This is a genomic window from Cohnella abietis (assembly GCF_004295585.1).
GTDB lineage: Bacteria > Bacillota > Bacilli > Paenibacillales > Paenibacillaceae > Cohnella > Cohnella abietis.
The window spans coordinates 1,185,002-1,207,785 of record NZ_AP019400.1 but is presented as its reverse complement, the minus strand read 5'-3'; the positions used below and the strand labels follow the sequence as shown (position 1 = coordinate 1,207,785).

The 22,784-nt window shown below is 49.9% G+C and carries 14 protein-coding genes; 1 reads left to right on the top strand and 13 read right to left on the bottom strand.

Annotated features, from left to right (window positions below):
- Positions 1 to 219 precede the first annotated feature (219 nt).
- Both KCTCHS21_RS30810 and KCTCHS21_RS04870 read right to left on the bottom strand, forming a co-directional pair.
- Entirely contained in the window at positions 220 to 366 is a 147-nt protein-coding gene (locus KCTCHS21_RS30810) for a hypothetical protein (protein ID WP_157993953.1), read from the bottom strand.
- A 147-nt stretch (positions 367 to 513) separates the two neighbouring features.
- Positions 514 to 1,293, bottom strand: coding sequence for a phytanoyl-CoA dioxygenase family protein (locus tag KCTCHS21_RS04870; protein ID WP_130605484.1), 780 nt, complete (start codon positions 1,291 to 1,293; stop codon positions 514 to 516).
- A 158-nt stretch (positions 1,294 to 1,451) separates the two neighbouring features.
- Between KCTCHS21_RS04870 and KCTCHS21_RS04865 the strand changes: the two genes are divergently transcribed.
- Positions 1,452 to 2,321 carry an AraC family transcriptional regulator gene (locus KCTCHS21_RS04865; RefSeq protein ID WP_162309275.1) on the top strand — a complete coding sequence of 290 codons (870 nt, stop codon included), beginning with the start codon at positions 1,452 to 1,454 and terminating at the stop codon, positions 2,319 to 2,321.
- Between the two features lie 115 nt (positions 2,322 to 2,436).
- On the opposite strand, the gene KCTCHS21_RS04860 is transcribed toward KCTCHS21_RS04865, so the two are convergent.
- The 11 genes from KCTCHS21_RS04860 to KCTCHS21_RS04810 all read right to left on the bottom strand — a co-directional run bounded on the left by KCTCHS21_RS04860 (position 2,437) and on the right by KCTCHS21_RS04810 (position 22,745).
- Positions 2,437 to 3,723, bottom strand: coding sequence for an ABC transporter substrate-binding protein (locus tag KCTCHS21_RS04860; RefSeq protein ID WP_162309274.1), 1,287 nt, complete (start codon positions 3,721 to 3,723; stop codon positions 2,437 to 2,439).
- 418 nt (positions 3,724 to 4,141) lie between these two features.
- Entirely contained in the window at positions 4,142 to 4,702 is a 561-nt protein-coding gene (locus KCTCHS21_RS04855; RefSeq protein WP_130605478.1) for a Uma2 family endonuclease, read from the bottom strand.
- 333 nt (positions 4,703 to 5,035) lie between these two features.
- Complete coding sequence (locus tag KCTCHS21_RS04850) at positions 5,036 to 5,908, bottom strand: glycoside hydrolase family 43 protein (protein WP_130605476.1); 873 nt, start codon at positions 5,906 to 5,908, stop codon at positions 5,036 to 5,038.
- Between the two features lie 269 nt (positions 5,909 to 6,177).
- On the bottom strand, positions 6,178 to 11,805 hold the full coding sequence (locus KCTCHS21_RS04845; protein ID WP_162309273.1) for an S-layer homology domain-containing protein: 5,628 nt from the start codon (positions 11,803 to 11,805) through the stop codon (positions 6,178 to 6,180).
- Between the two features lie 245 nt (positions 11,806 to 12,050).
- Entirely contained in the window at positions 12,051 to 13,382 is a 1,332-nt protein-coding gene (locus KCTCHS21_RS04840) for a carbohydrate ABC transporter permease (RefSeq protein ID WP_130605472.1), read from the bottom strand.
- A 21-nt stretch (positions 13,383 to 13,403) separates the two neighbouring features.
- Positions 13,404 to 14,288 (bottom strand): carbohydrate ABC transporter permease, encoded by an 885-nt coding sequence (locus KCTCHS21_RS04835; RefSeq protein ID WP_130605470.1) that lies wholly within the window; start codon positions 14,286 to 14,288, stop codon positions 13,404 to 13,406.
- 33 nt (positions 14,289 to 14,321) lie between these two features.
- Positions 14,322 to 15,746, bottom strand: a complete 1,425-nt coding sequence (locus KCTCHS21_RS04830; protein WP_232058078.1) for an extracellular solute-binding protein — start codon at positions 15,744 to 15,746, stop codon at positions 14,322 to 14,324.
- Positions 15,747 to 15,858: 112 nt separating this feature from the next.
- Complete coding sequence (locus tag KCTCHS21_RS04825; protein ID WP_162309272.1) at positions 15,859 to 17,481, bottom strand: response regulator; 1,623 nt, start codon at positions 17,479 to 17,481, stop codon at positions 15,859 to 15,861.
- On the bottom strand, positions 17,474 to 19,330 hold the full coding sequence (locus tag KCTCHS21_RS04820; protein ID WP_162309271.1) for a cache domain-containing sensor histidine kinase: 1,857 nt from the start codon (positions 19,328 to 19,330) through the stop codon (positions 17,474 to 17,476). Before KCTCHS21_RS04820 ends, KCTCHS21_RS04825 begins: the two co-directional genes overlap by 8 nt.
- A gap of 256 nt (positions 19,331 to 19,586) precedes the next feature.
- Positions 19,587 to 21,788 carry a DUF6259 domain-containing protein gene (locus tag KCTCHS21_RS04815; RefSeq protein ID WP_130605464.1) on the bottom strand — a complete coding sequence of 734 codons (2,202 nt, stop codon included), beginning with the start codon at positions 21,786 to 21,788 and terminating at the stop codon, positions 19,587 to 19,589.
- Between the two features lie 75 nt (positions 21,789 to 21,863).
- Positions 21,864 to 22,745, bottom strand: a complete 882-nt coding sequence (locus tag KCTCHS21_RS04810; RefSeq protein ID WP_162309270.1) for an AraC family transcriptional regulator — start codon at positions 22,743 to 22,745, stop codon at positions 21,864 to 21,866.
- Between the last annotated feature and the right edge of the window lie 39 nt (positions 22,746 to 22,784).

Below are 22,784 nucleotides of genomic sequence, written 5' to 3'. Positions count from 1 at the left end.
TCCGTCCACAGCGGCTTAAAGCACACCGAACCTCGGTTTTCCACCAATTAGTACGCCCATAACGGCTTGCAGCACACCGAACCTCGGTTTTCCTCCATTTAGTCCGCCCTCAGCGGCTTGCAGTACAACAACACACGGTTTTCCTCCATTTAGTCCGCCCTCAGCGGCTTGCAGTACAACAACACACGGTTTCCCACCATTTAGTCCGCTCCCAGCGGCTTAAAGCACACCGAACCTCGGTTTTCCACCATTTAGTCCGTTCTCAGCGGCTTGCAGCACACCAAACCCCGGTTTTCCTCCAATTAGTACGCCCATAACGGCTTGCAGCACACCGAACCTCGTTTTTCCTCCATTTAGTCCGTCCACAGCGGCTTGAAGCTCATCAACTCCCGATTTCCCACCATTTAACCGTATTTAAAATCAATTAAAAGGAGAGCTGAAGCCCTCCTCTTAAGTGATATCCACTAAAAATCTTAAACCCGTCCCTATTACTAGTTTCCTGAAAGTTGATAATTACATATAATCTTGAATTCTATCAGGCTTATATTCCCGGTAAATAGGGTTCTCGCCAGAAACCATCAACCCTTGTCCCCAGTTAACGTGTACCTTACTTGTCGGAGGATCAGATGGATCTCTATATTGGAATAATACGTTCCGACGCGGTCTTTCACTTTTGTTCACATCAGATCCGTGTATCGTGAGATAGTTGAAAAACAATACATCTCCAGCTTTAGCTTCACATGGAGTGCCCATCGCTATCGGATACTCTTTGTGATTCAAATAATGCGCTCCCACATGTGGAAGCGGTCCCTGCTTATGAGTGCCAGGAATGACACGCAAGCAACCGTTCTCAATGTCTGAATCGTCCAAATGAACGCTCGCCGCGAGCATCGAGTGATTATCATGCGGGAAATATGGATAGTCTTGATGCATTGGAAAAGCAGCACCCTTCTCTGGTGGCTTAACGAGCATCTTACTGTGATGCAATTGTACATTCGGGCCAATTAGGCGGGACAGTATAGCAACCATTTTGGGATGAATAACTGCTTTGGTAAATGACGCCTCTTGATAATGCACATCATGGAAGCCCTTCAGCACTAGCTTCTTTAGTTCCTCTTGCGGTATATAATCACCCTGCCAGGTTGCATTATTATCATATTTACTTTTGGCTGCTTTTTGAATGATACGCTCTAGTCCGCCCAACATCTCCTGAACTTCCTCAGTTGAGAAAACATTCTTCACTAGCAAATAACCATATTCGTTGTAAAAATCTACATCCGCTTGATTTATCATAAATCATTCACCCCTATAACAAATTGATTACCTACCTGTTATTATAGGTTTACTCGCCGAAAACTACTTTACATTTGCTCGCCATTTTTATTGCAAATTTACGCCAACATTATGCTATGATCAATTTATCTCATCAAAAGTTGGTGTATACATTAACTATGTTAAAAATCAATAATCTCTCTTCCATGGCAACTTATTTGAATCAGGTTACTTTTCTCGAGTGCGGGGGCGGATCTTATGTTATTCACAATTGGAGTGCTCACCACACGCACATAGATAATCAATTGCACAAGCATTCTTTTTTCGAGATTTGTTATGTTATGGGTGGAGAAGGCTTGTATCTTGATGGGGATCAGGAATTCAGACTAAAGAGTGGGGACTTGTTCCTATCGCGTCCACAAGTGTGGCATCGGATATATGAGGGGCGCTCCCTTTATTTGATTTGGATTAGCTTTGAATTGGATGAAAGCATCTCAGATGATCACGCATTAGAAAATATTAGACGATTACAGTATGTCGATCATTTCTTTATTCGGAATGCAGCTCAGTTACCCTCAGTTCTCGCCTGGCAATCCATTCTGATGCAAGCTGAACGACAGAACGGTCTGAACGATATTCTAGTGCCACTTGCCAACGGATTTCTAATCGCGCTCATTAACAGCTTCTTATTTCCTGACATACCGGAGCATCAAACAACCCATTCTAATCCCCAGCGGATTCTTCAACAAGCAAAATCCTTTATACAAGATAATCTATCACAGCCTCTTCAGCTTAAAGATGTTGCCCACTATCTTCATATCTCTGAGCGCCAGCTTTCACGGTTATTTCATGAGCACGGTACACAAACCTTTGTCCAATACTTAAAATCAGAACGCCTTCACCTGGCAATGGAGCTCCTCGCTAATACGAATAAATCACTCAAAGATATTGCCATTGAAATCGGCTTTGAATCTATTCACTATTTTACAAGGGTATTTACCGCCTCTCTGGGGACACCTCCCGGGAAATATCGTAGTCTTAAGAGATAATAGAATACTTTACGCGTGCGCGTTCTAGCTACTACACTTAATAACGCAAATAACCCTCGTTCCACTTCATCACATGGAAACGAGGGTTTCATTGAGCACTTTAGTATTTCTAAAATTACTTCTCAATTCCATCAAACGCTGTTTGTATTTCTAATTCCAATACTCTAAGAGCCTCTGACACAGTATCTTTATCGGACAAGACGTCCAACATAAATTTTTCTGAAGCTTCTTCTATTGTTGTTATAACTGGCCTCGGAAGTGATCTCAACGTTTGAATTGTAGTGTTCGTAATGCGCTCCATATTATAGAAAGATTTAAGCCGCTCATCCTGCCATTCGGCAGGCAATCTTGCCGGCAATTCTTCCGGATTAACGGTTGGTAGTAATCTTGCATAATCATCTCCACACACGTATTTGATAAATTCCCAACTAGCGTTTACATTTGCATTTTTTGTAATCGAGAATATCTCCGACATTTCAACACCATTACTTAAATCTGGTTGTTCAGAGCTTCTCGGAAGAGAAACGATGCCCCATTCGAGATCATGATACCGTTTATTATTAGAAGTTAGTATTCTATACAACGAAGAATCATTAACAGCCATCGCTATATTTCCTTTTAGAAACGGATAGTTTATTTTCTCAGCAGATTCAATGGTCGATTGGGAGGATGAGCTTGCTTGATCATTCACATAACAGACCCGAGATTTGAAGCAATCCGTTACCTTCTGAAAGACGTTCTCCCAAGAAGCCGAATGAAATAAAAATTTGTTGTTATTAAAAAATGACAAGCCATTACCTTCTCCAACATAAAGAGCCATCAAGAAAAGGTTAGAGAAGTGCTTTTCGTACAATCCATACTGCTGATTGTTGGAATCTACAGAAGTTGAAAATTTCTGCGCCAATTGAAACACCTCGTCCCAGGTCATAGAATCCGTTGGGAAGGAGATGCCTCGTTCTTTGAACATTTTTTTGTTGTAATACAATGACGTGCCAATAAATGTAGGTGTTAATCCATACATTTGACCTTGGCTGTCTGTAAAGTAGTCGAGGATGGCAGATGTATAGCTAGAGGTACTGAACTTATCTTTTTTCATTAACAACGAAAGAGATGATAATTTATTTTGCTCTTTAAGCAAGGCATAATGATCCATGTTGAGCGACACTACATCAGGGTTTTCCGATACAATGAGTTTTTCAACGACCTGATTCAAATCTTCTCCTGCTGTTATGTGCTCAATTATTGAGATAACTTGGAGATCGTAGTTAGCATGTGTCGCGCGGAAGAAATTGCCGTATTTTTCGTTGAAGATTTTTTCATTCCAAGCAAGAACCTTGAGCTTCACAACTTCGGTCTTCTCTGGGGGTTGATTCGTACAGCCTGTTAGCATAGAAAATATCATTATTAGTAATAAAATCAATCTCTTTGGCATTATTTTTGTCAGACCTCGCAATTAAGTAGGATTAAGGAACGGATTAAAAATGTTGTTATTAAATTAGTTTGGGATTTTTTACCTTAGTTTACTATAATACATTATTCTATTAAATTATTATAGATAATCCTTGTGGAACAATGTCGTCTTAATGCCTGGAATTCAGGCCGTCCAAGTCGTACGGGTGCCTTGAATATGAATGAAGTCTTGGTCATGGGCGAATGCAAAAAATCCACCTCGGCAATCGAACGCGGAAGGGGATTAGAATAAAGACCTCGACGCCCACCCGCTGCTAAATCGATGAACGAATGGGGCTTGACGATCGTTTGATTGGCCATCTTTTGAGCCGAATTTGGGAGTAACAATATACGCCATCGATGTCGCGCGCCTAAACCTCTTTCTCGAAAACGGCCGAAAGATCGATAGCTAGGCAAGGCACGGTTGAGGAAACGAGCCTGTCCTCCTCCGTCCAGGTCGCGAGGAGCCGGTATTCGCCTTCGACGAGCGCGAATTGATCCACTAGTCGGTAAACGGGATCGGCCAGCCAATATTCTCGGACTCCGAATCTCTCGTATGTCGCTTTCTTGATCGTTTTGTCCCTGCGCGCCGTGCTGTCCGACAAAATTTCCACGATCAGGTCGGGAACTCCGAACACGCAACCGTCTCTGATTATTTCCTTGTTTTCCTTGCGGATGTAAAGAATGTCCGGCTGCAAAATATTTTCTTCGTCAAAATGGACATCCATCGGGGCTGGCAGAATCACCCCATCCTGTGCGCAAGAAGAATGAAACGCCACATAGAGTCTCCCAAGCACGTTCTGGTGAACATATTTCGGAGAGGAGAGAAAATCGTAACGCACGCCTCCAATGATTTCATATCTTTCTTCAATGAAATAGGTGCCGTGTGTCTCTTTAATTTTATTCGCTTTTCCGTCCTTATTGCCGCTCATCCTTCATACCTCCCTTATCAAAAACAAGCACCCCGCAAAGCAACACGAATCGTGTCCCGCTTTACGGGGTGCTTCCCCGAACATTTTCCCTTATTATGATCTATCAAAAATACTCTGTCAATAATTGGTTTTTTATATCTGCCTGCGAATCTCTTCGAACATTTCCGGTGCATTATGCTCTACCCATTCATAGTAAGCAGCACCTACACAAGTAAATATACAATCGGGAAATTCATTCATTCGCCTTGACGCCAATCAAAGATTCCTGAACATTCTTCAAGTTTCATCACGAGTTTTCGGAAAATGAGCGGCACTTTATTTCATGAAGCATCTTTAGCGGTCAACCATCAGCAAGCTGTCGCCGTCCTGACGGACGGGGAAGAAAGCTGGGCGCTCCTGCGGGTGGACGTTGGGCACATGGATGGACAGCAGCAGCCGGTCCGAGAAGTCAGCGAACAGCATGCCGTGCCCTCCGTCCTTTCCGAACAGCGCCGTCGGTTCCTGTCTCCAGGAGCCGGCAAGCTGCCCGCTGTCTGAGTGGGCAATTCCGATCGCGTAGCCGTCCTTGCCACAGCTCGACCAGAGCATGAGCAACCGCCCATCCTCTTCGCGCACGAGGAACGGTCCGTCCGTCACGAACCTATCGTCTCCTTCCACGGGCACGACCCACGACGCGTCGGCCGCTCGGAACAGAACGACCGGATCGCCGATGGCGGCATCCAGTTCTTCCGTCAGGCGAACCGCGCACATTTTGCCGTTCTTCACTTGCAACCACTCGTGGCAGAACACCATCCAGGGTAAGCCCGACTCGTCCACGTACAGCGTTCCGTCCAGACACTCCCAATCCGCCGGCGTCACAGGCCCTTCGCCGTTCGGAGCGAACGGACCGAGCGGATGATCGGCCCGCAGAATTTGCACCGCCCGGCAGCGACCTTCCGCTTTGAAGGTCGCGAACATATAATATTTTCCCCGGTAGACGTGCACCTCCGGCGCCCAATATTCGCGGTCAGCCCAGAACGAAGCGTCCGGACGGAATGCGGGGTACGGTCCCTCCCATTCGGTCAAATCCTTGCTCGTATAGACGTCAAAACCCTCCGGTCGGCCGTCCCAAGCGGTCCGCCCCGTCGTCCCGTATAAATAATAAGTCCCGTGCTCACGCACCGGCAATACATAAGGATCCCGCAAATGAATGTCGTTGAGTCGCATGTTAGTCTCCTGTCTGGTCTTGGGCCTATCCCTAGTCTAGATACACCCTCAATAATGTCGTTTTTTCACATATCCGGTTAAACAATTGCGGCGCTCGCGTACGCTTCGTCTGCCGTAATGCCTCCGACTCCGTTGTACATCCGAATCTGATTAAGAACCGCTCCGCCGAGCAACTGGTATACCGGCACGTTCCGCTTCCGTTGCGGTTACTGAAAACTGACCGTCAGGACTTTCGCCCTGACGGTACCTTCCAACAATCCGTTATCGGCTTATTGATCGGTTGCTAGCCAATTGAATATCGCTTGGGTCGATTCCGCCCGGGTTGCCTCGCTCTTCGGATCGAATTGGTGATTGCCCTTGCCGGAGAGGAGTCCAAGCGCTGCCGCCTGCGCGACTTCCGCTTTGGCCCAGTCGGCAATTTGCTCTCCGTCAGCGAACGTCACGGTGTTGCCGCCCGAATGGCTCGAGTTTCCATACTTGAATGCGTAAGCTCTGACCAGCATTGCCGCCATCTGTTCGCGGCTGATCGTTTCATTCGGCGCAAAGCTATGTGCGGTTTTCCCGTTCACCATACCTGCCGCATAAGCAGCGGCAATCTCCTGCGCATACCAGGCATCGCGATCGACATCGGCAAACGGCGTATTGCCATCCGCTGCTTTCAGATCCAACAGCCTGACCAGCAAAGCAGTGAATTGCGCCCGCGTGGTCTTGCCCTCCAAGTCGAAGCGGCTGTCCGTCATCCCGTTTACCATGTGTTTGGCTACCAGTACGCGAATCGCGCGGCTTGCCCAATGGATGTCCAGAACGTCCGTGAATGACTTCTCGTAGGACAGCACGGCATAAGTGCTCAAATGTTGCAGCGCAGTGGCAATCGTCTGCTGATCTTTGTCCGTTTTCCCACCGACGTATTCCCATTGCCTTGTTTTCTCGTTGAGATAGTAAATGCCGATCAGATCTGAATCTGATCCACTCTTATAATGGAAGGTAAGGGTAACGCCTCCTGCAGTCTGTTCCACGTTGATCGCCTTGCCATCCTTCGTGACCAGAACAATCGACACGTCTACCGGCTGACCGGCGAGCTTGATTCGAGCCGCACCTCCGGCAGCCGGAACATCGGCAACCGCGCTGTCGGACAGGGGCTTCTGGGTGATTCTCAATTGTGCGCCCTGGATATCTTCGACCTGTTTCTTCAGTGCATCCAACAGATTACGATCGATATCAACGGTGAAGTTGCTCCAACTGACCGTGAGCGGCAAATCGCCAACATCGGAGAGTGAGATTTGGGCTTCAAGACGGGTATCCGGAAGATTCACGACCGCTTTCCCATTCTTTTGTACGACAGCATCATTCGTTGCACTCGATCTACCATTGCCCGTACCGTTTCCTGTACCGTTGCCCGTACCGCCGTCGCTTCCACCATCTCCACCCGGACTGGCAACAGAGAGCAGGTACGGCTGCAACGGCGAAAGCACAAGCTGCCCGGCATTCACGTCGTTGCCGCCAATCAATTCCTTCGCTACAACGACAGGTGTTCCGTTAATGATCAACTTTACGGTTTTCGGACTGATCCGATAATTATTAATGTTTATCAACCATTTGCCATCCACTTTTACACTCCGCCATTCGACATCATAGACAGGTTGATTCGTTGCCGTATCGATCAGCATGACATGATCCAGCTCGAGCGCTGTGAACAAGGGCAGAAGCGATTCCCTCAGTTGCTCGGCCGATGTGATATTACTCAGCGTAACCGCCTTGTCGAACAATTCGTTCCGAACGCTTGCGGACAACGGCTTGTTGTGCTCGTCATACTGAAGCGAACCGCTGTCTATAATGACCACGTTGGTTTCGTCTTCCTTGGAGAATTGCTCGATTTTCTGCAACGTTTCCGCTTTAACGTGCGTTGCCTGCGGAACGATTAGGAGATCTAAATCATTCAGTTTGCCTTCCTTGATCTGCGACTCTGTGACAAATCCGACTTTTTGCCCGCTGAAGCTCACAGCCTCGTAGGCTTGTGCGACAGTATCTACATATTGCTTGGTATACACCGTCGACGGAGTCGCGTACAGAATGGCGACTTTGGGCTGATCTTCCTGGAACGCCGTAACTTCGGCAGCCAACCGATTCAGGTCCAGACTCGTCTTGCCCACTGCCGCTACGGCGTCGGGACGTTGCAAGATGCTCCCCCAAAAATCGCTACTCGTGTCGTACGTCCGCTCCCAGACCCAGATCGTCGATGCGCTCACGCCATGAATGGCCCCTTGCCAAATGGAGGAACGCGCATGTTCCGCCTGCTGCGGGGCATAGTTCGTGTCACGGTCTCCAAAAATATGCTGCTCCGAATTATATATTGGAGCCTCTTTCAGCGAGGACTGCAAATCGTAAAACCTCAATTCGTTAAGCCTGCCTTTTACACCACTCTCCAATAACCCCCAGTTATCGTTGCCGTTAATCTGGCTTAGATTGGCGAACTGCTCCGGATCAACGCCCCAGGTCAGACTGTAGTCCCCACTCAAATCGCCGTTCATAATTTTGACATTCACCGGCAGATCAGGCGCAATGTCATGGATAATGTTCGCCATCCATTCATGCCATCCGGAGAACAACTCGTTGTTGAATATCACCCAATCATAGAAGAGCGGCGTCCGTTCGAGATGCTCAAGATCGGAGGGCATCACCACATCCTCGAAGGAGGTATACGATGTGCCGTAGATCTGATTCAGCTCGACAATGTCGCCGTTGTACAGTTGGGATAAATACGCATGCCATCTCGGCAAGTTCTGCAGATCGGCGGCCGATTGATAGACCGATTCGTTGGACAGAGTTATGCTATGCAGCGACGGATAATCCTTAACCAGCGGAATGATTGTACGTAAATAATCTTCTATGATTGCCTTCGCCTTCGGCGCATCGATGTTGAAGCGGATAAAGCCATTGTTGTTGCTTTGCAACTCCGGCCATTCTTCCAGCGCCCAAGCCGGAAAATAATGCGGTGATAACAGCAGGTTGACAGCCACATTATGCTCGCTCGCGTTTTGCAGCACCGGAATGATTTCATTTCGGATCGCCTTATCTGTTATGAGGTAATCCTTCTCATTCTGCAACGATATGTCGAATCCCGGATTGGCGATCAAGTTGGGCCCGCCTGCCGCCTCCGTCATGCTGATATCATCAACCCACAGATGCCCGGTTACACTATCCGACCCGATGCGGAAGCCAAACGACGTCTCGTCTGCGCCTGTCGTATACACGTACGACACTTCCTGCCAATCGTACGTACCATTCGGAATCGCTGTGCGGTATGCCCAGTCCACCCCTCCCGGGAACCAGGCATCATTGACGTTGTCGCCTTTTACCCATACTTTCAACGTGTAACTTGTGTTCGGCTTAACGGACACTTCCTGGTAGAGGGTGAGGCCCACGTTTGGTGTCAAAGGACTGCTATTGGTGATGACGAGTGAAGCTCCCCCCGACCGTTTAACGGTTAGATCGGCCTTCGCTTCCGCTTGCACGCCGCCATTGCGGTTGATCTCCCATTCGGGTGGCGCATACGGTGATTTGATGACACTGTCCGGTCCAATCTCCATCTGAATCACGTTAGCGCCGTAATCCTGGAATTGCGGAACATCCCGCTGCGCTTGACCGAAATGGCCATACCCCGTGAAGAAGACGGTGCCTTTCTTCGTCGTATCGCTGGCATAGTCGTAGGTATCGGCCTTAAAGGAATAGTTGCTGATGTCCGGACGTGTCGTTCCTGTTATATACCGCGGCACATTCCATGCTTCAAGAGTGCCGTTCAAGTATCCCTGCAGCCGGGTATACGCTTCGTCATACAAGCTTTCCAGTTCACTCGCCACGTACTCCGCCCGTTCCAGAAGGCTGTGAGCAACGTCGTCTTTGCCGTATGGAATAAAGTTGCGCAGAACCGTCTCGTTTACCCGTTCGTAATCCGTCGGGATTCGCTGCGCATCGGCATCGGCGAACAGTTGCTCCAATGCCGGCATGCGGTTAGCCAGTTGATCGAATCGAGCGTTCAACTCGGCTGGACTGTAGTAGATCCGGACGGTTATGGAATCTTGCTTCTTTTGGCTTGTTGCCGCCTCCTCTGCCATAACGGTAAAGGTGCGTGTTCCCGTCTCTGTCGCCGTCATTTCCACCCGTTTGCGCAACATCGTCCCTGCAGGAATGGTCACTGTTCGATCCAAATCGAATGCAGATGAGGTCAAATGTACTTCAACGTCGTGGTCGCTATAGTTCGGCACATACACCGAGTAAGCTGCGGTTTGTCCGGAATTCAGCACCGTTTCTCCTTCGAGCCGCACCCCCCATTCGTCGCCTTGCGGAACGAGACCGAGCGTGGCAAACTGTTTCGGATCCTTGCCGTTGCCGATGCCCCCGGTCCATTCGATCCAACCGCGCCGGCCGTTGCCGTCGTTGTCGTTGATGAGAAAAGCGAAGGGGAGTTTACCCTCCGGCGGCGGACCGGCTTGAGCGGAAATAGCCTGCCATGGAATTTTTGCTTCATAAGTCGTAACATCGCCGGCCTGCGATGTTGCCAGCTGCACCGAGTCTTTACCGAGTACGGCCGCCCCTGCACTCCATCGCCAGACTTGAGGAGTTCCATTGACATTGGCGAATCCATACTCAGGTCCGTAGGTGCTGCCATCCGGGCTGAAGGCAATCTGTATACTGTCTCCCGTCCACATGGCGTCACCGGCAACTGCTTCGTGTATATTGTCCTTCACCTCGATACCCAAATACAGGGCATCCTGGTCATAAGCGAAATGGGCGTGCGCAGACAAGTCACTGTTGCCGCCCCATCCGGTGAGAAAGACCTGCCGGCTCGGATCGGCTGGCAATGCAATGTCAGCATAGCCGTCCCATTCATTCAGCAAGCCGTCGAGCGTAATGCTGTTCGCTGCGAAGACGGGAGCATATTTGCCGCTGCCAGAAGCGTTACTAAATTCCTGCCAATTATACAGCGTCTCGCCAGGCTCGCCGGTACCAATCTCGTAATCCCATACGGACACTGGGCTGTCAAGATAGCCCGCTGCGGTGGCGTATGCCTGCATTTTCATCGTTCGGTTGATTACAATCGGTTGGCTATAAGGTACTCTTGCATCCGATGTTCTTGGATCGGAACCGTCCACCGTATAGTAGATGCTCGCATCCGGCGTAGCGCTTGCCAGTTGAACCTGCGAGCCGGACACTACGACCCCTGCCTGCAGATTTGAAGTCACAGACTCGACCTCCGAACCCTCCGAATCCTGCGTAACTCTCAAGTTATCCAGCCGGTAAGTGATTTCCGTCCGTCCTTCAATTTGGGTAAAACCTGTATACATGTAAAAATCGATTTGCTCGACTTGATCCTTCGGCACTGCGATGGAAGCCAAATCAATTTCCACTGTATTCCATTCATTCGCCTTTAACCGCGGAATCTGCTGCTCGTAGATGGAGTATCTGTAGTCGGCCCCAGAGCCGTCTTGAGATACGCCTGATAACTTCAATACGAGCGGTTCACTCCATCTTTCTTCAGTTTGTGAAGTTGGATACACATCAACCAGCAGCTTATTAGCATTGGACAAATCAAGCTTCGGCTGGGGGTTCCATAGGAAGTTCAGCCAGGAATTCGTACCCGCACTAATCTGATACGTTACTTCAGCCGTGTAGCTCCCTTGCGTAAAAGAATCGCTCGATTGGGCTAGAGACATAGAATTGTCGACACCCCAAGACGATAAATCTTCAAAGCCGTGTAGCAGCCGTTCGCTCTGCGGCTGGCTCCCCAAGCCCTCTGCCGCAGCTGAATTCATTCCTGCTTCTGGTGCAAACATATCTACTGACAGCATTAAACAGAATGTAAGAAATACAAAACTCGTTTTCCTCCACATCAATGACATCCCCTTACCTCCCGCTACTTCCTTGTTTTTTGTTAACGCTTTCATTCTATCTTCTGCAATTTTCAATAAGAATGCGATATATTAATGTGATACTTGCGATTGCTCTTTTTAATTTGCCGTAACCAGCTTGCTGTAACAGCACTTTTTACCGATACAACAAGACCCGCTTCCAGAACTTAATCTGAAAACGGGTCTTGTTGATCGTGTGAGTTCTCGCTTTCGTAGAGGCGAACACTCGTTCTACGTCAACCCTTCACCCCGGTCCAGGTGACGCCACGCTCGATGAGCCGTTGGCAGAACAGGAACACTAGCAGCATCGGAACGGTAGCGATGGTCAGGCTAGACATAAGCACGTTCGTACTTATGGTCTGAAGACCCTGGAAGCGGTTCAGCGCCACAGTCAGCGTCCACACTGCTTCCTTGCGCGCAGCAACGAGCGGCCAGAGAAATTCGTTCCACACCGCAATGAATGTCATGACTCCGACGACAGTGAAGATCGGTAGGGATAGAGGAATGACAAGTCTGGCATAAATACCAATCTCGGATGATCCATCTATTCGTGCCGCTTGCAGCAGTTCGCCGGGCAACTGATCAAAGAAGCCCTTGAAGAGGAAAATCACGATGCCCCACGCCGAATGTGGCAGTATAATTGCCCACAGCGTATCGATCAGATTAAGCTTCTCCATCGTCAAATACAACGGAACGAGAATCGCGATTTCCGGAATCATGATCGTCGCGACGAAGAATAGCGTCCAGAGGGCTGCCCATTTCCCGCTCATCAGGCGGGAGATCGCATATCCAGCCAAGCCGCCGACCAAGAATTGGAACATAATCGACGCTACGACAACGACCACGCTATTTAGCATATAATGCGGGAAGTTGAAGCCTAACTTGCCGAGCAGCAACAGCACGGTGTAGTTATCGAATAGACGCAGCCAATTCCCCTTCTCATCTACGGATAATACGGCCGCCTTCATGAACTTCGCATCCTGGAGGAATGCCTGCACTTGTCCGGCCGGCGAATTTACGTCAAGAGATGCAGGGACCGGCACCTGTCTGGCAGCTTCCGCTCCTTCCGAAACGGAAGGAGGAGCGTCCGAAAACCATTGGAACGTTGTATAGCCGTTTTCCTTGATAATCGGATATTTCACCTTCATGATCGCGTCGGTAAACACTTGCGCCGGTACAATCTGCGCTCTTCCAGCACTGAACATGTAGGAGGGAGTAACCGCCTCGAATAGGCGCTTGCCGTTGATCATTCCAATGACGCGCATTTCGCCGATCGACTCATTCTGGTACTTCTTCCAGGTGAACCATATCGCCTTGGCGGCTTCCATTTCCAAAGTCTCCTGATCCTGCTGAGCCAAAGCGCCGACATCAAGCGTAATCATCACAATCTGCGGTTTCTTGGGAATCCATTTGGGCGGCAGCGCATAGATCGATTTGCTGTCCTTCATGGATGAACTGATCATCCACGCCATTGGTATGAGACTCGCAGTGATAAACAGCACAGTCAAAACATATGCGGTCAGCTTCAGGCTGACGGTCCCTTTCTCGCTAATACGTCCCGACTTCATCGGAATACTCAGCCTCCTTCTCTATTGTGCGCTACTATTGGAGAGCTTCAGTTGAGCATAAGTGACCAATGCTATGATCGCGAACATGATTAACGACACGGCTCCCGCCAAACCGAAACGGTATTCCTTAAAGGCGCTATCGTAGACGAGCATGCTTAACACTCGGGTGCTGTCCACCGGTCCGCCGCCCGTCATGACGTAAATCGGATCAAAGGTCAGGAAAATTCCTGACAGGAAAGAAATAAATTGAATCCCGATAATAAACCGAAGTCCGGGAAAAATCACCTTGCGCATCCGCTGCCACGGTCCGGCCCCGTCGATCTTTGCCGCTTCGACAATTTCTTGCGGAATGCCCCTCAACGCCGAGAAGTATAGCAGAATAGCGATTCCGCCGCCCAACATGCCAGGAAAGACGATTGCCAGCTTAGCCGTCGACGGATCGTTCAGCCAGCCGTAGGGGCCGAGACCGATTCGTCCGAGCAAACTATTCAAGAGACCGTAATCCGGATTATAGATCCATTTCCAGAGCACGAAGCCAGCAACGCTCGGAATCGCCGTCGGAACTAAGTACAGGAACCTGAGCACCATGTTGCCGCGCCGAATTTCATTGAGCAGTAGCGCTTGCATGATCGGAATCCAGAATGTCAGGCCAATATACAAGCCTGCAAAAGCAAACGTATTCCGAAGCGCGGTCCAAAAAAGCGAAGACTTGAACAATAGCATGTAATTGCCAATCCCTACCCACTTTCCCGGCGGATCCATCAGCTTGTAATCGAAGAAGCTCATGAAAACCGCCTGGAGCAATGGATAGTACTTAAACATAATGAAGGCGATAACAGCCGGCGTCATAAACAGAATAGCAACCCACGGTATTTTAAGCTTGCGATGCCTCGTTCTTGAATACATAGCATTCTCTCCTGCTAACTCCAATTTCCGGGATTACTCCTTGATTTCCTTGTTGTACGGATCGGCTACTTCACGCTGCGCCAGTTCCTCGACTGCCTTTAATTCGGTTAGAGGATCCGCTTTCTCATCGACAAGAACTTTCTGCACTGCCTTGACTACATAGGGAGACAAGCGTTCCTTCAGGAAGTATTCCAGTTGCGTCGATTCGGCTGCTTTACGGACACCGGCAACCAATCCAGCAGGAACGTTCTGTACGAATGTAGACGGATCGACGTCATTACGCACACTCAGAAGGTTAGGCATAATGCCATTGTCACTCTGGAAGGTTAGCATCTTCTCAAGCGCTTCCTTGGACGTCATGTACTCAACATACTTGAATGCCGCATCTTGTTTCTCTTTCGACGTTTTCGGATTAACAATCCAATACTGGCCTCCCACTTGCGAAGGAGCTTTGCCTGCAGGACCTACCGGGAACGGAGCGAAGCCGATATCGTTCAGATCGATGCCGTTCTGTACTAACTGGGCGAACCCGTCAGACCCGAACAAAATCATCGCTGCTCGTCCTTGGAAGAAATCCGTTTTATTCTCATCAATGCCTTGCAGGACATTCTTCTGCACGCCCTTGTACTTCCACTTCAAGTCTTTGTAATATTGGAGCGCCTTCACAGCCGGTTCTTTGCTGAAATCAAGCGTAACGGTACCGTCTGCATTGCGGGTGGTCAAGTCCCCTCCCGCTTGCCAGACATAATATTCAAACCACCAATCCGCCCAATCCATGCCGAGGAGCGCATAACCATATTGGTTTTTCTCCGGCTTCGTCAGCTTCTGTGCATATTCGGCGAACTCGTCCCAATTCGCCGGGGCTTTATTCGGATCCAGTCCTACGTCCGCAAACAGCTTCTTATTGTACAATAATCCCGTAGCGTACATGAAATTCGGAATACCGTACACCTTGCCATCGATCGTAGCTCCTTCCATAGCCGACTTCAAGTACTGGTCTTTGTCAGCCAACCCGTTCCAGTAGTCGCTCAGATCAAGAGCGAACCCCTGCTTCACCCAATCTCCGATAACAGGAAAATACGCTACGCTGTAAGCGTCAGGTCCGTTGCCGCCAGCCATCGCCGTCACGAATACCTCACGGTCGTTTGTTCCGTTCGGAGGAAGCTCATGCTTCACTATGATATTCGGATACTTTTCTTCGAAGCCTTTTTGCAGCTCTTCCCCGACCAACTTCCCGATATCGTCGGGATTCACCTGATCCCATATGGTGATTTCCACTTGCGGATCGTTGGCGGGCTGCTGGCTTTCTGTGTTTGCCGCCGAAGGTGAAGTCGAATTCCCCGCCGATGCCCCTTCGTTATTCTTTGTTCCGCTGCCGCAAGCCGCGATCATCGCCGACAAGGCAAGGACTAGTGTTAATGCCACCCACCTGCTCCATCCCATACGTTTTCTGCTCATCGTAGTGCCTCCCTGTGTTATTATCATTACGCTTTCATTCTACTTGAGACACATACGCGGCTGAATACAATATCTTAACAATGGGCTTGCACAAAATTAAGATCATGCAATGTCAAATGAGTAATTTTTCTCGATACATGGAAGGCGACATCCCGTACACTTTACGAAATACATTGCTGAAATAAGGCGCACTGTCATAACCTACCATTTCGGCAATCTCGGAGAGCTTCAGCTCTGAGTTGACCATCAGGTTAACCGCCTTTTCCAACCGGATCCTTGTTACATAATCGTTGAAATTTTCCCCGCACTTCACTTTGAACAGCTTGGAGAAATAATTCGGATGAATATAATATTTCTCCGCTACCCAAGATAGCGTAATGTTCTCGTTGAAGAATTCCCCGATATATCGCTTGACTTCATCGACGATGTCGCCGCCGGTTGCGCTCTTCGGTTCAGAGATCATGCGCATAACCGATCTCGACGTCTCCATAAGCGCTTCCACCGCATCCCTCCATGTACGAAACGATAACAGCCTTGAAACAAAATTGCCGGTCTCCGGCAGCATCGCGTCTCCGTCGCCGGTCAATTCTCGCAGAATGTTGTTAAGCAGCGAATAGATATGCAGCGACAGCCGCTCGAACTGTATATATGTCGCATCCGGAAGAGCCGACAGTTCCTCATACCGCTGTTCGAGCCAGTGCCACACCCATGCCTCGTTCCGTTCTCTCAGGTGAATCGACAGAAGGCGTTCCTGTTCCCCGGTTATGCGAGGCGTACCGCCCTGTTCCTTGTGATCGGGAGACACAAGGAAGCTATATGGATAAACCTTGCCCGTTCCGTGCAGCACGGCGCCGCGAGCTGCGGTAACGGCCTGCTCATAGGAAGCTGCAAGCTCCTCTGCCGTATTCACCGGATAACCTAATCCGACGACGGCATCTAGACGCAAATATTTGCGGATTGAGCCCAGAGTGTGCTGGGTCTGACGGATCGCCATGCCGCCCGGCTGGGAACATGCGATAATGGCTATCAGTTCGTCGGGGAGAGTTCCATGCCTGAAGACGATACACCCTTGCGACATTTCCCTCATCGATTGTTCGACAATATTCTGTATGCAGTACCAGATCAAATCCTCTTCATCGCTGCTGAACCCGATATGCGGGAAGCCGATGGGTTCAAAACGATAGACGGCAACCGTATATCCGGATTCCGACAGACCGTCCCAATAAACGCGGAAATCGGCGATCGCAGCCGCGTCCGCACTTCCTTGCAATAGCCGAGTTAATTTGCGCTGCCGCAGTGCCGTAATATTCGCTTCGTAATGCTTCAGCAGTACAGTGCGGAAATCGCGCTCATTCCCTTGCGCCAGCAGTTCATCGCAGATTTTCAGTAGCGAATTCCGCAGCTCGTCGCGGGTTACCGGCTTCAACAAGTAATCGGATACGCCAAACCGAATTGCTTCTCGCGCATATTGGAAGTCATCATATCCGCTTATGACCACGAATCGCAGCTCCGGATCAAAGTTCTTTGCCCGGGAGATGAAGTCGAGCCCATCCATTTCCGGCATGCGGATGTCCGTAAGCACGATATTCGGTCTCGTTTCCCTGATCCGCTCAAGTGCATCGGTTCCGTCCTTCGCTTCACCGACACATTCAAGCCGCAGTCCTTCCCAGTCGATCTTGCTGAATATCCCCTTGCGCATGATCGGTTCATCATCCACGATAAGCACCTTAAGCATCGCTATCCCTCCCGGCATGTGTAATCGGCAGAAGCAATGTAACTTCCGTCCCCGTTCCCTTTGAGCTGTCGAACGTCAGCTCCGCTTGTTCCCCATAGTACAACCTGATACGGCGATTTACGTTGTCCAGTCCAATCGAGCTTCTATCTTCATCGGCCATTCTCGACGCGAATCCCGTGTTATTCAGCATATTCCTTATTTCGCCCAGGCGCCGCTCATCGCATCCTGCTCCGTTGTCGTGGACACGGATCGCCATTCGTCCATCCGGTATAGACCTTGCCTGTATCGTGACACAGCCTCCATCGCGTATCTGTTCGATTCCGTGTTTGATCGCATTTTCCACAATCGGTTGAAGGACAAGCTTCGGCAACAATTGCTCCTCCAAACCCGGCTCAATTTCGATCTGATACGTAACCCGGTCTTCGTAGCGAATCTGCTGAATAGACAAGTACAGCTTCACTTGCTGCACTTCTTCGCTCAATGTGGCAACCTGCCCTCCCTTGATGCTGTATCGAAACATGCTGCCGAGAGACTGACTGATCCTGCTGATCTGCTCCTGCCCTTCGATGGAGGCCAGAGCATCGATCGTACCCAGAGCATTGTACAGAAAATGGGGATTGATCTGCGATTGAAGCGCGACAATTTCCGCTTCCTTCTTCAGCAATCTGGCTTCGTATTCTTTCTCCACGAGATAATCGATTTGCCGCGTCATCCGGTTGAAGCTCATACCGAGCGATCCGATCTCGTCATAGGATCGGACAGGAACGGTGACCTTGAAATTTCCCAGTTCTACCTGCTTCATATGCTCGCGCAATTTGCGGATCGACTTCGTCATGCTGCCCGCTATAAAGTAGGCGAGAATCATCGCGATGAACAGGGTTATAACGCCGATGACAAGCGTGAATTTACGGGCTTGCTTGACTCCGCCGAGGACATTGTCCAACGGTATTTTGCCTACCAGCATCCAGTCGTTCAGTTGGAACTTACGGTACAGTGTAACGTAACGCTCACCTTGAATCGTACTCTTCCGATAACCAATCTTCCCCGTGAGCGTCAAGCTGCGGTACCACGGCTCATCGCCGATTTCCTTCCCAATTTCATCCTCGTTTTCCGCGAATACGATCTTTCCCTGCCGATCAACGATCACAAAGTCCTTGCCTGCACCGCTATTCAGATCTTGTATCGATTGGTTCAGCAAGCTCGCGTTAAACTCGATTTGGATCACCCCGACCATCTTCTGGCTATAAGTGCTAATTTTCTTCAGCGCTTGCACGAAGCTGATCGTATTATTCAGGTTTCCTGAATTAATCGCCGTAGCGTGCGTAACGAGCCATTGTGGATAACCATCCTTCTGCAACGCCATCTCGATAAGTGTTTTCTTCTGGTTTTTCGTGCGGTGGTTATCCTCCGCCGCATTAAGCATGCTTCTTTGGCCGCTGGCCAACTCATTTCCATACAAGTCGTAAACGCCGATCATGCCGATGGCGTTAAATTTGCGTTGAGATGTCTCGAGCCTGTTCTTGTAATAGCTATTTTTCTCCGGATATGCACTGGACATATTACTCACGAAAACTTGAAAGTCCTTGTCGCTGAAATAGCTCCATGCCTCATTACGGATATTGTCCATATGGTTGTCCAGAATCGTAACGCTGCGGTCGACCAACTGTTCGAGACTATCGATCGTATTCCGTTCGATATCGCCGGACGTCTTATAATAGTACAACGTCCCCATGCCTAACAATGCCAGATTCACAATGGTGAAGAAGGACACAATCACCTTCGCTTTGAAGCTGCGCTGCATCCAACTCCAAGGAGTGGTGAGCCATCGGGCAATCCTTTTTGTCATCATTCGGTGTCCCTCTTTCGTGAACTTACTCAGCATCGAACCCTCAGATCGCTTGGGCACGATACCATTTATAGCGCCTTCTAGGATCATTCGACAAATGTTATCGGGTTACCTGTCATAAGGAGCACGCTATCCGTGCAGTTGAGATCAGTGATGATTCGCTAATGGAAAAACGCCGTCAGACCCGGAACAAGGGGCTAACGGCGGTTGTTTATCGGTATGTGCCGCCCGTACCTTGCAGAGCGGACATCTCATAGGATCATTTCCCTGAAATCTTGATCAGAATAGCACTTAGCGGCTTTACCGTACATGGTAACGTTCCCGATGCATCGGCCTGCAACGTCAGCGGCTGCGAGCCGTCCGGGTGCGCCAGCAAAACAGCCTCCCTCTCGGAGCACACGCCTGACTCTACGTAGAATACCTGCTCTTCCAGGGTATAATTGACGAACAATTGAGCCTGGCTGCCGTCGTCGGCTTCCCAGCGTGTCGTCAACACTGCCGGCACTGCAAGCTCGCGGCCGTCCTTCATGGCAAACCGCTGCAGACTGACGCCGGACAGCGGGAACGGCTTCAGCATGCGCCCTTGGTGCAGGTAAGCTTTGCCCGCTCCCGTACGCCACGAATTCGTATTTCGGATAAACGTTAAAATCGGCTCCTTCTCGGGCAGCGCAATATTGGGGTCGACCCCCCAGTTCCACGTTATATCGCCGTTCTCCGTCAACACAACCGTTGACAAATCGCCTGCATGAAACGAATACGCGAACCGGTACAGCAGATTGTCCGGGGAGCGCCCGTAATCGAAAGCGTCATGCGCAGTGACCTGATTGCCCATGAAATTGTTGATGTAGCGATGATACAGAAATGCGTACAGCGGAATCGGCGTCCCGATAAAATAGTTGAGATTGAACCGGGCGTCGTTGAACAACAGCTCAGGGATATAAGGCTCCGCAGAGGCGGACTCACATCCGAACAGCGCCTTCTTGCCAGCGCTGTCGGCTGTCTCCTGCAGCTTGCGGAACAGGTCGAGCATCGCTTCAGTCTGCCATTTGCCAGGAGCAGGCGGATGGCCATGCGTCTTGCTGTAGCAGAAATACGAAGTGCCGCCATGGTTCTGGTCGAAAGCTTGAATATAGTCGACGCCACCATCGATCATTTGCCTGACCTCGGAAACCATCGTCTCGACTGTAAAAGGATGAGTCGGGCACAAGTCGTAACCGCGACGCTGACCGGTGCAAATGTCGGAATAAGGCAGATCGCCCTCTGGGGACAGGCACATCGCGTCTGCCAGATTATCCTGGTCAAACTGCTCTTTCCGGTTGTACGACGGAATCAGGTTGCTCTGCTCCGTCCATCCAATGCCGCTGCAGTATACACCGAGAAGATGTCCTGATGCATGCAGCCGATCCGCTAATGACCGGAACGCTTCCTCGCCGCCATACGGCGGCCACACATACGGCGGCGCCCAAGGCGCGCTACCTTCCCAGTGCATCAAAAGCACCATAATTTTGCCGCCAAACGCTTCCGCCAGCCGTTCGATATGCGGCAGCGCTTCCAAATAGGGAAACAGCTTATTCGGCTCCATGACGTCCATATCGTGCCTGCCCCGTACCGGGTAGGTCACGACAATCGGGGAGTCAGAATACCAGTCGGGAAGCCGATTATTCTCGGCGACTGGCACCGCGTCGCGAGAGGCGTTCTCCTCATACCAGTCCCGATAAATCGCCGCAGCGTCATGCCAGTCCCCTTCAAAAACGCCCAGCACCATATCGTACGACATGTCATAGGCTCCACCTCCCGGATACAGCCGAAACTGCAGGCGAATTCCATCTTCATCCGGGTAAAACTCGACGCATTTCACATGTCCGTCCGGATCGTGTGCCCCGAAATAGAGCCCGCCGCTATCATCGTAGTAGGCCATAAACTGCGACGGCACGATAGCTGGATAAATACCGGAGATACCACGGCTCGGATAATTAGGCTCAATGTAGTGCAGAAAGGACGATTCGCGCACGGCCACATCTTCGATCAGGACGCCTTCGTTAAACGGCCAGACCAGCTTGCCCGTCCCGCCTGTTGCGGTCAAGTCATTCGGCACTACGACATTCGGAAAATCGATCCATTCGATTATCCAATCCATCGCATGATCGGCATCTAGACGCCAGTAGGTAAATGGCGAGTCTTTCGGGCAGCGAATCGTCACCAAAACGCGGAGCGGAAGTTCGCCGAACGCCGAATAGCTCACTTCGATTCGTTCAGAACCTTCATCTGCGGAAATTGAAACCGCTTTCGATTCATGAGCCCCGACATCATGAATTCCACCGCTGATGTCGCGAAATCGGATCGTAAACAACGGCCTGCTCACGCCTGTTCGGATTAATTCTTTATTTCCTTTGTTCATTGCCAGCAAAGCTCCGGACGTATCGTCCAGTTCCATCCGATAGTAGCGATTTTGCACCTTCATTAATTCTACGACCTTCCCTGCAATGATGTTTTCCTTATTATAGAAGGTCGTTTTATGAAAAGCAGTAGCTCCTTTTTACTTTAAAGTGGTCATTTTGTTCCTCGCATCCCTCATCCGACTCGGCGTCAGGCCGGTGTATTGTTTGAATATTTTATAAAACTGCTTCTTCTCCCCGTATCCGACTTGACGTCCGATCTCCTCGACCTTCAGGTCGGTTTCTCGGAGGAGACGGATCGCTTCGTCCACTCGCTTCTCATGAATGAACGCCATCGGACTTTTACCGTAGCATGCCTTAAAGATCCGGCTGAGATAGGAGGCGTTGTAACTGTACTTTGCGGCAAGCTCGTTCAACGAAATTTTACCGAAGAAACTCGCTTCCAAGTCTCTCAGCATATCGGAAGCCACCTTATGCGGCAGAAGGGTTGTCCGTTCGTCGCCCTCTTCCCTCATTCTTCTGAAAATATACGTGAGAAGCACCTGTAAATACCCTTGAATCGCCGTTTTATAACCGATCGACTTCTCCTCGAATTCTTCCAGCATGCTCTCGAACAGCGAGATCAGCTTAAGAAGCTCTTTTCCCCTAAAGATAACCTTAGGTACAAAACGACGGACTTTCGTGCTGAACTCCACATAAGCCGAAAGTGTTAAAATATCTATTGCGTTCTCCGCATTCATTAGCTCCTTGCCGATAAACACGGGATCGAGCAGGCAATTGACAATCGTCATCTGCGTATCCGATGAGAAAGCATGCATCTGATCGAAGTCGATAAACAGCACATCCCCTCTCTCAACCGGATAGCTCACCCCGCCTACGTTGTGTACGCCGCTCCCGGAAGCGATGAACACGATCTCGAAGAACTCATGGGTATGCTCGTAATCGCTACTCGAAGTCGAATAACGGAATATATTAATATTCTCTTGCGGATTGATGTTATCGGAAAGCTTATATTGATACATAGCCGCTTCCTCCCGATGAAGCATATTGGCAAATGAGAA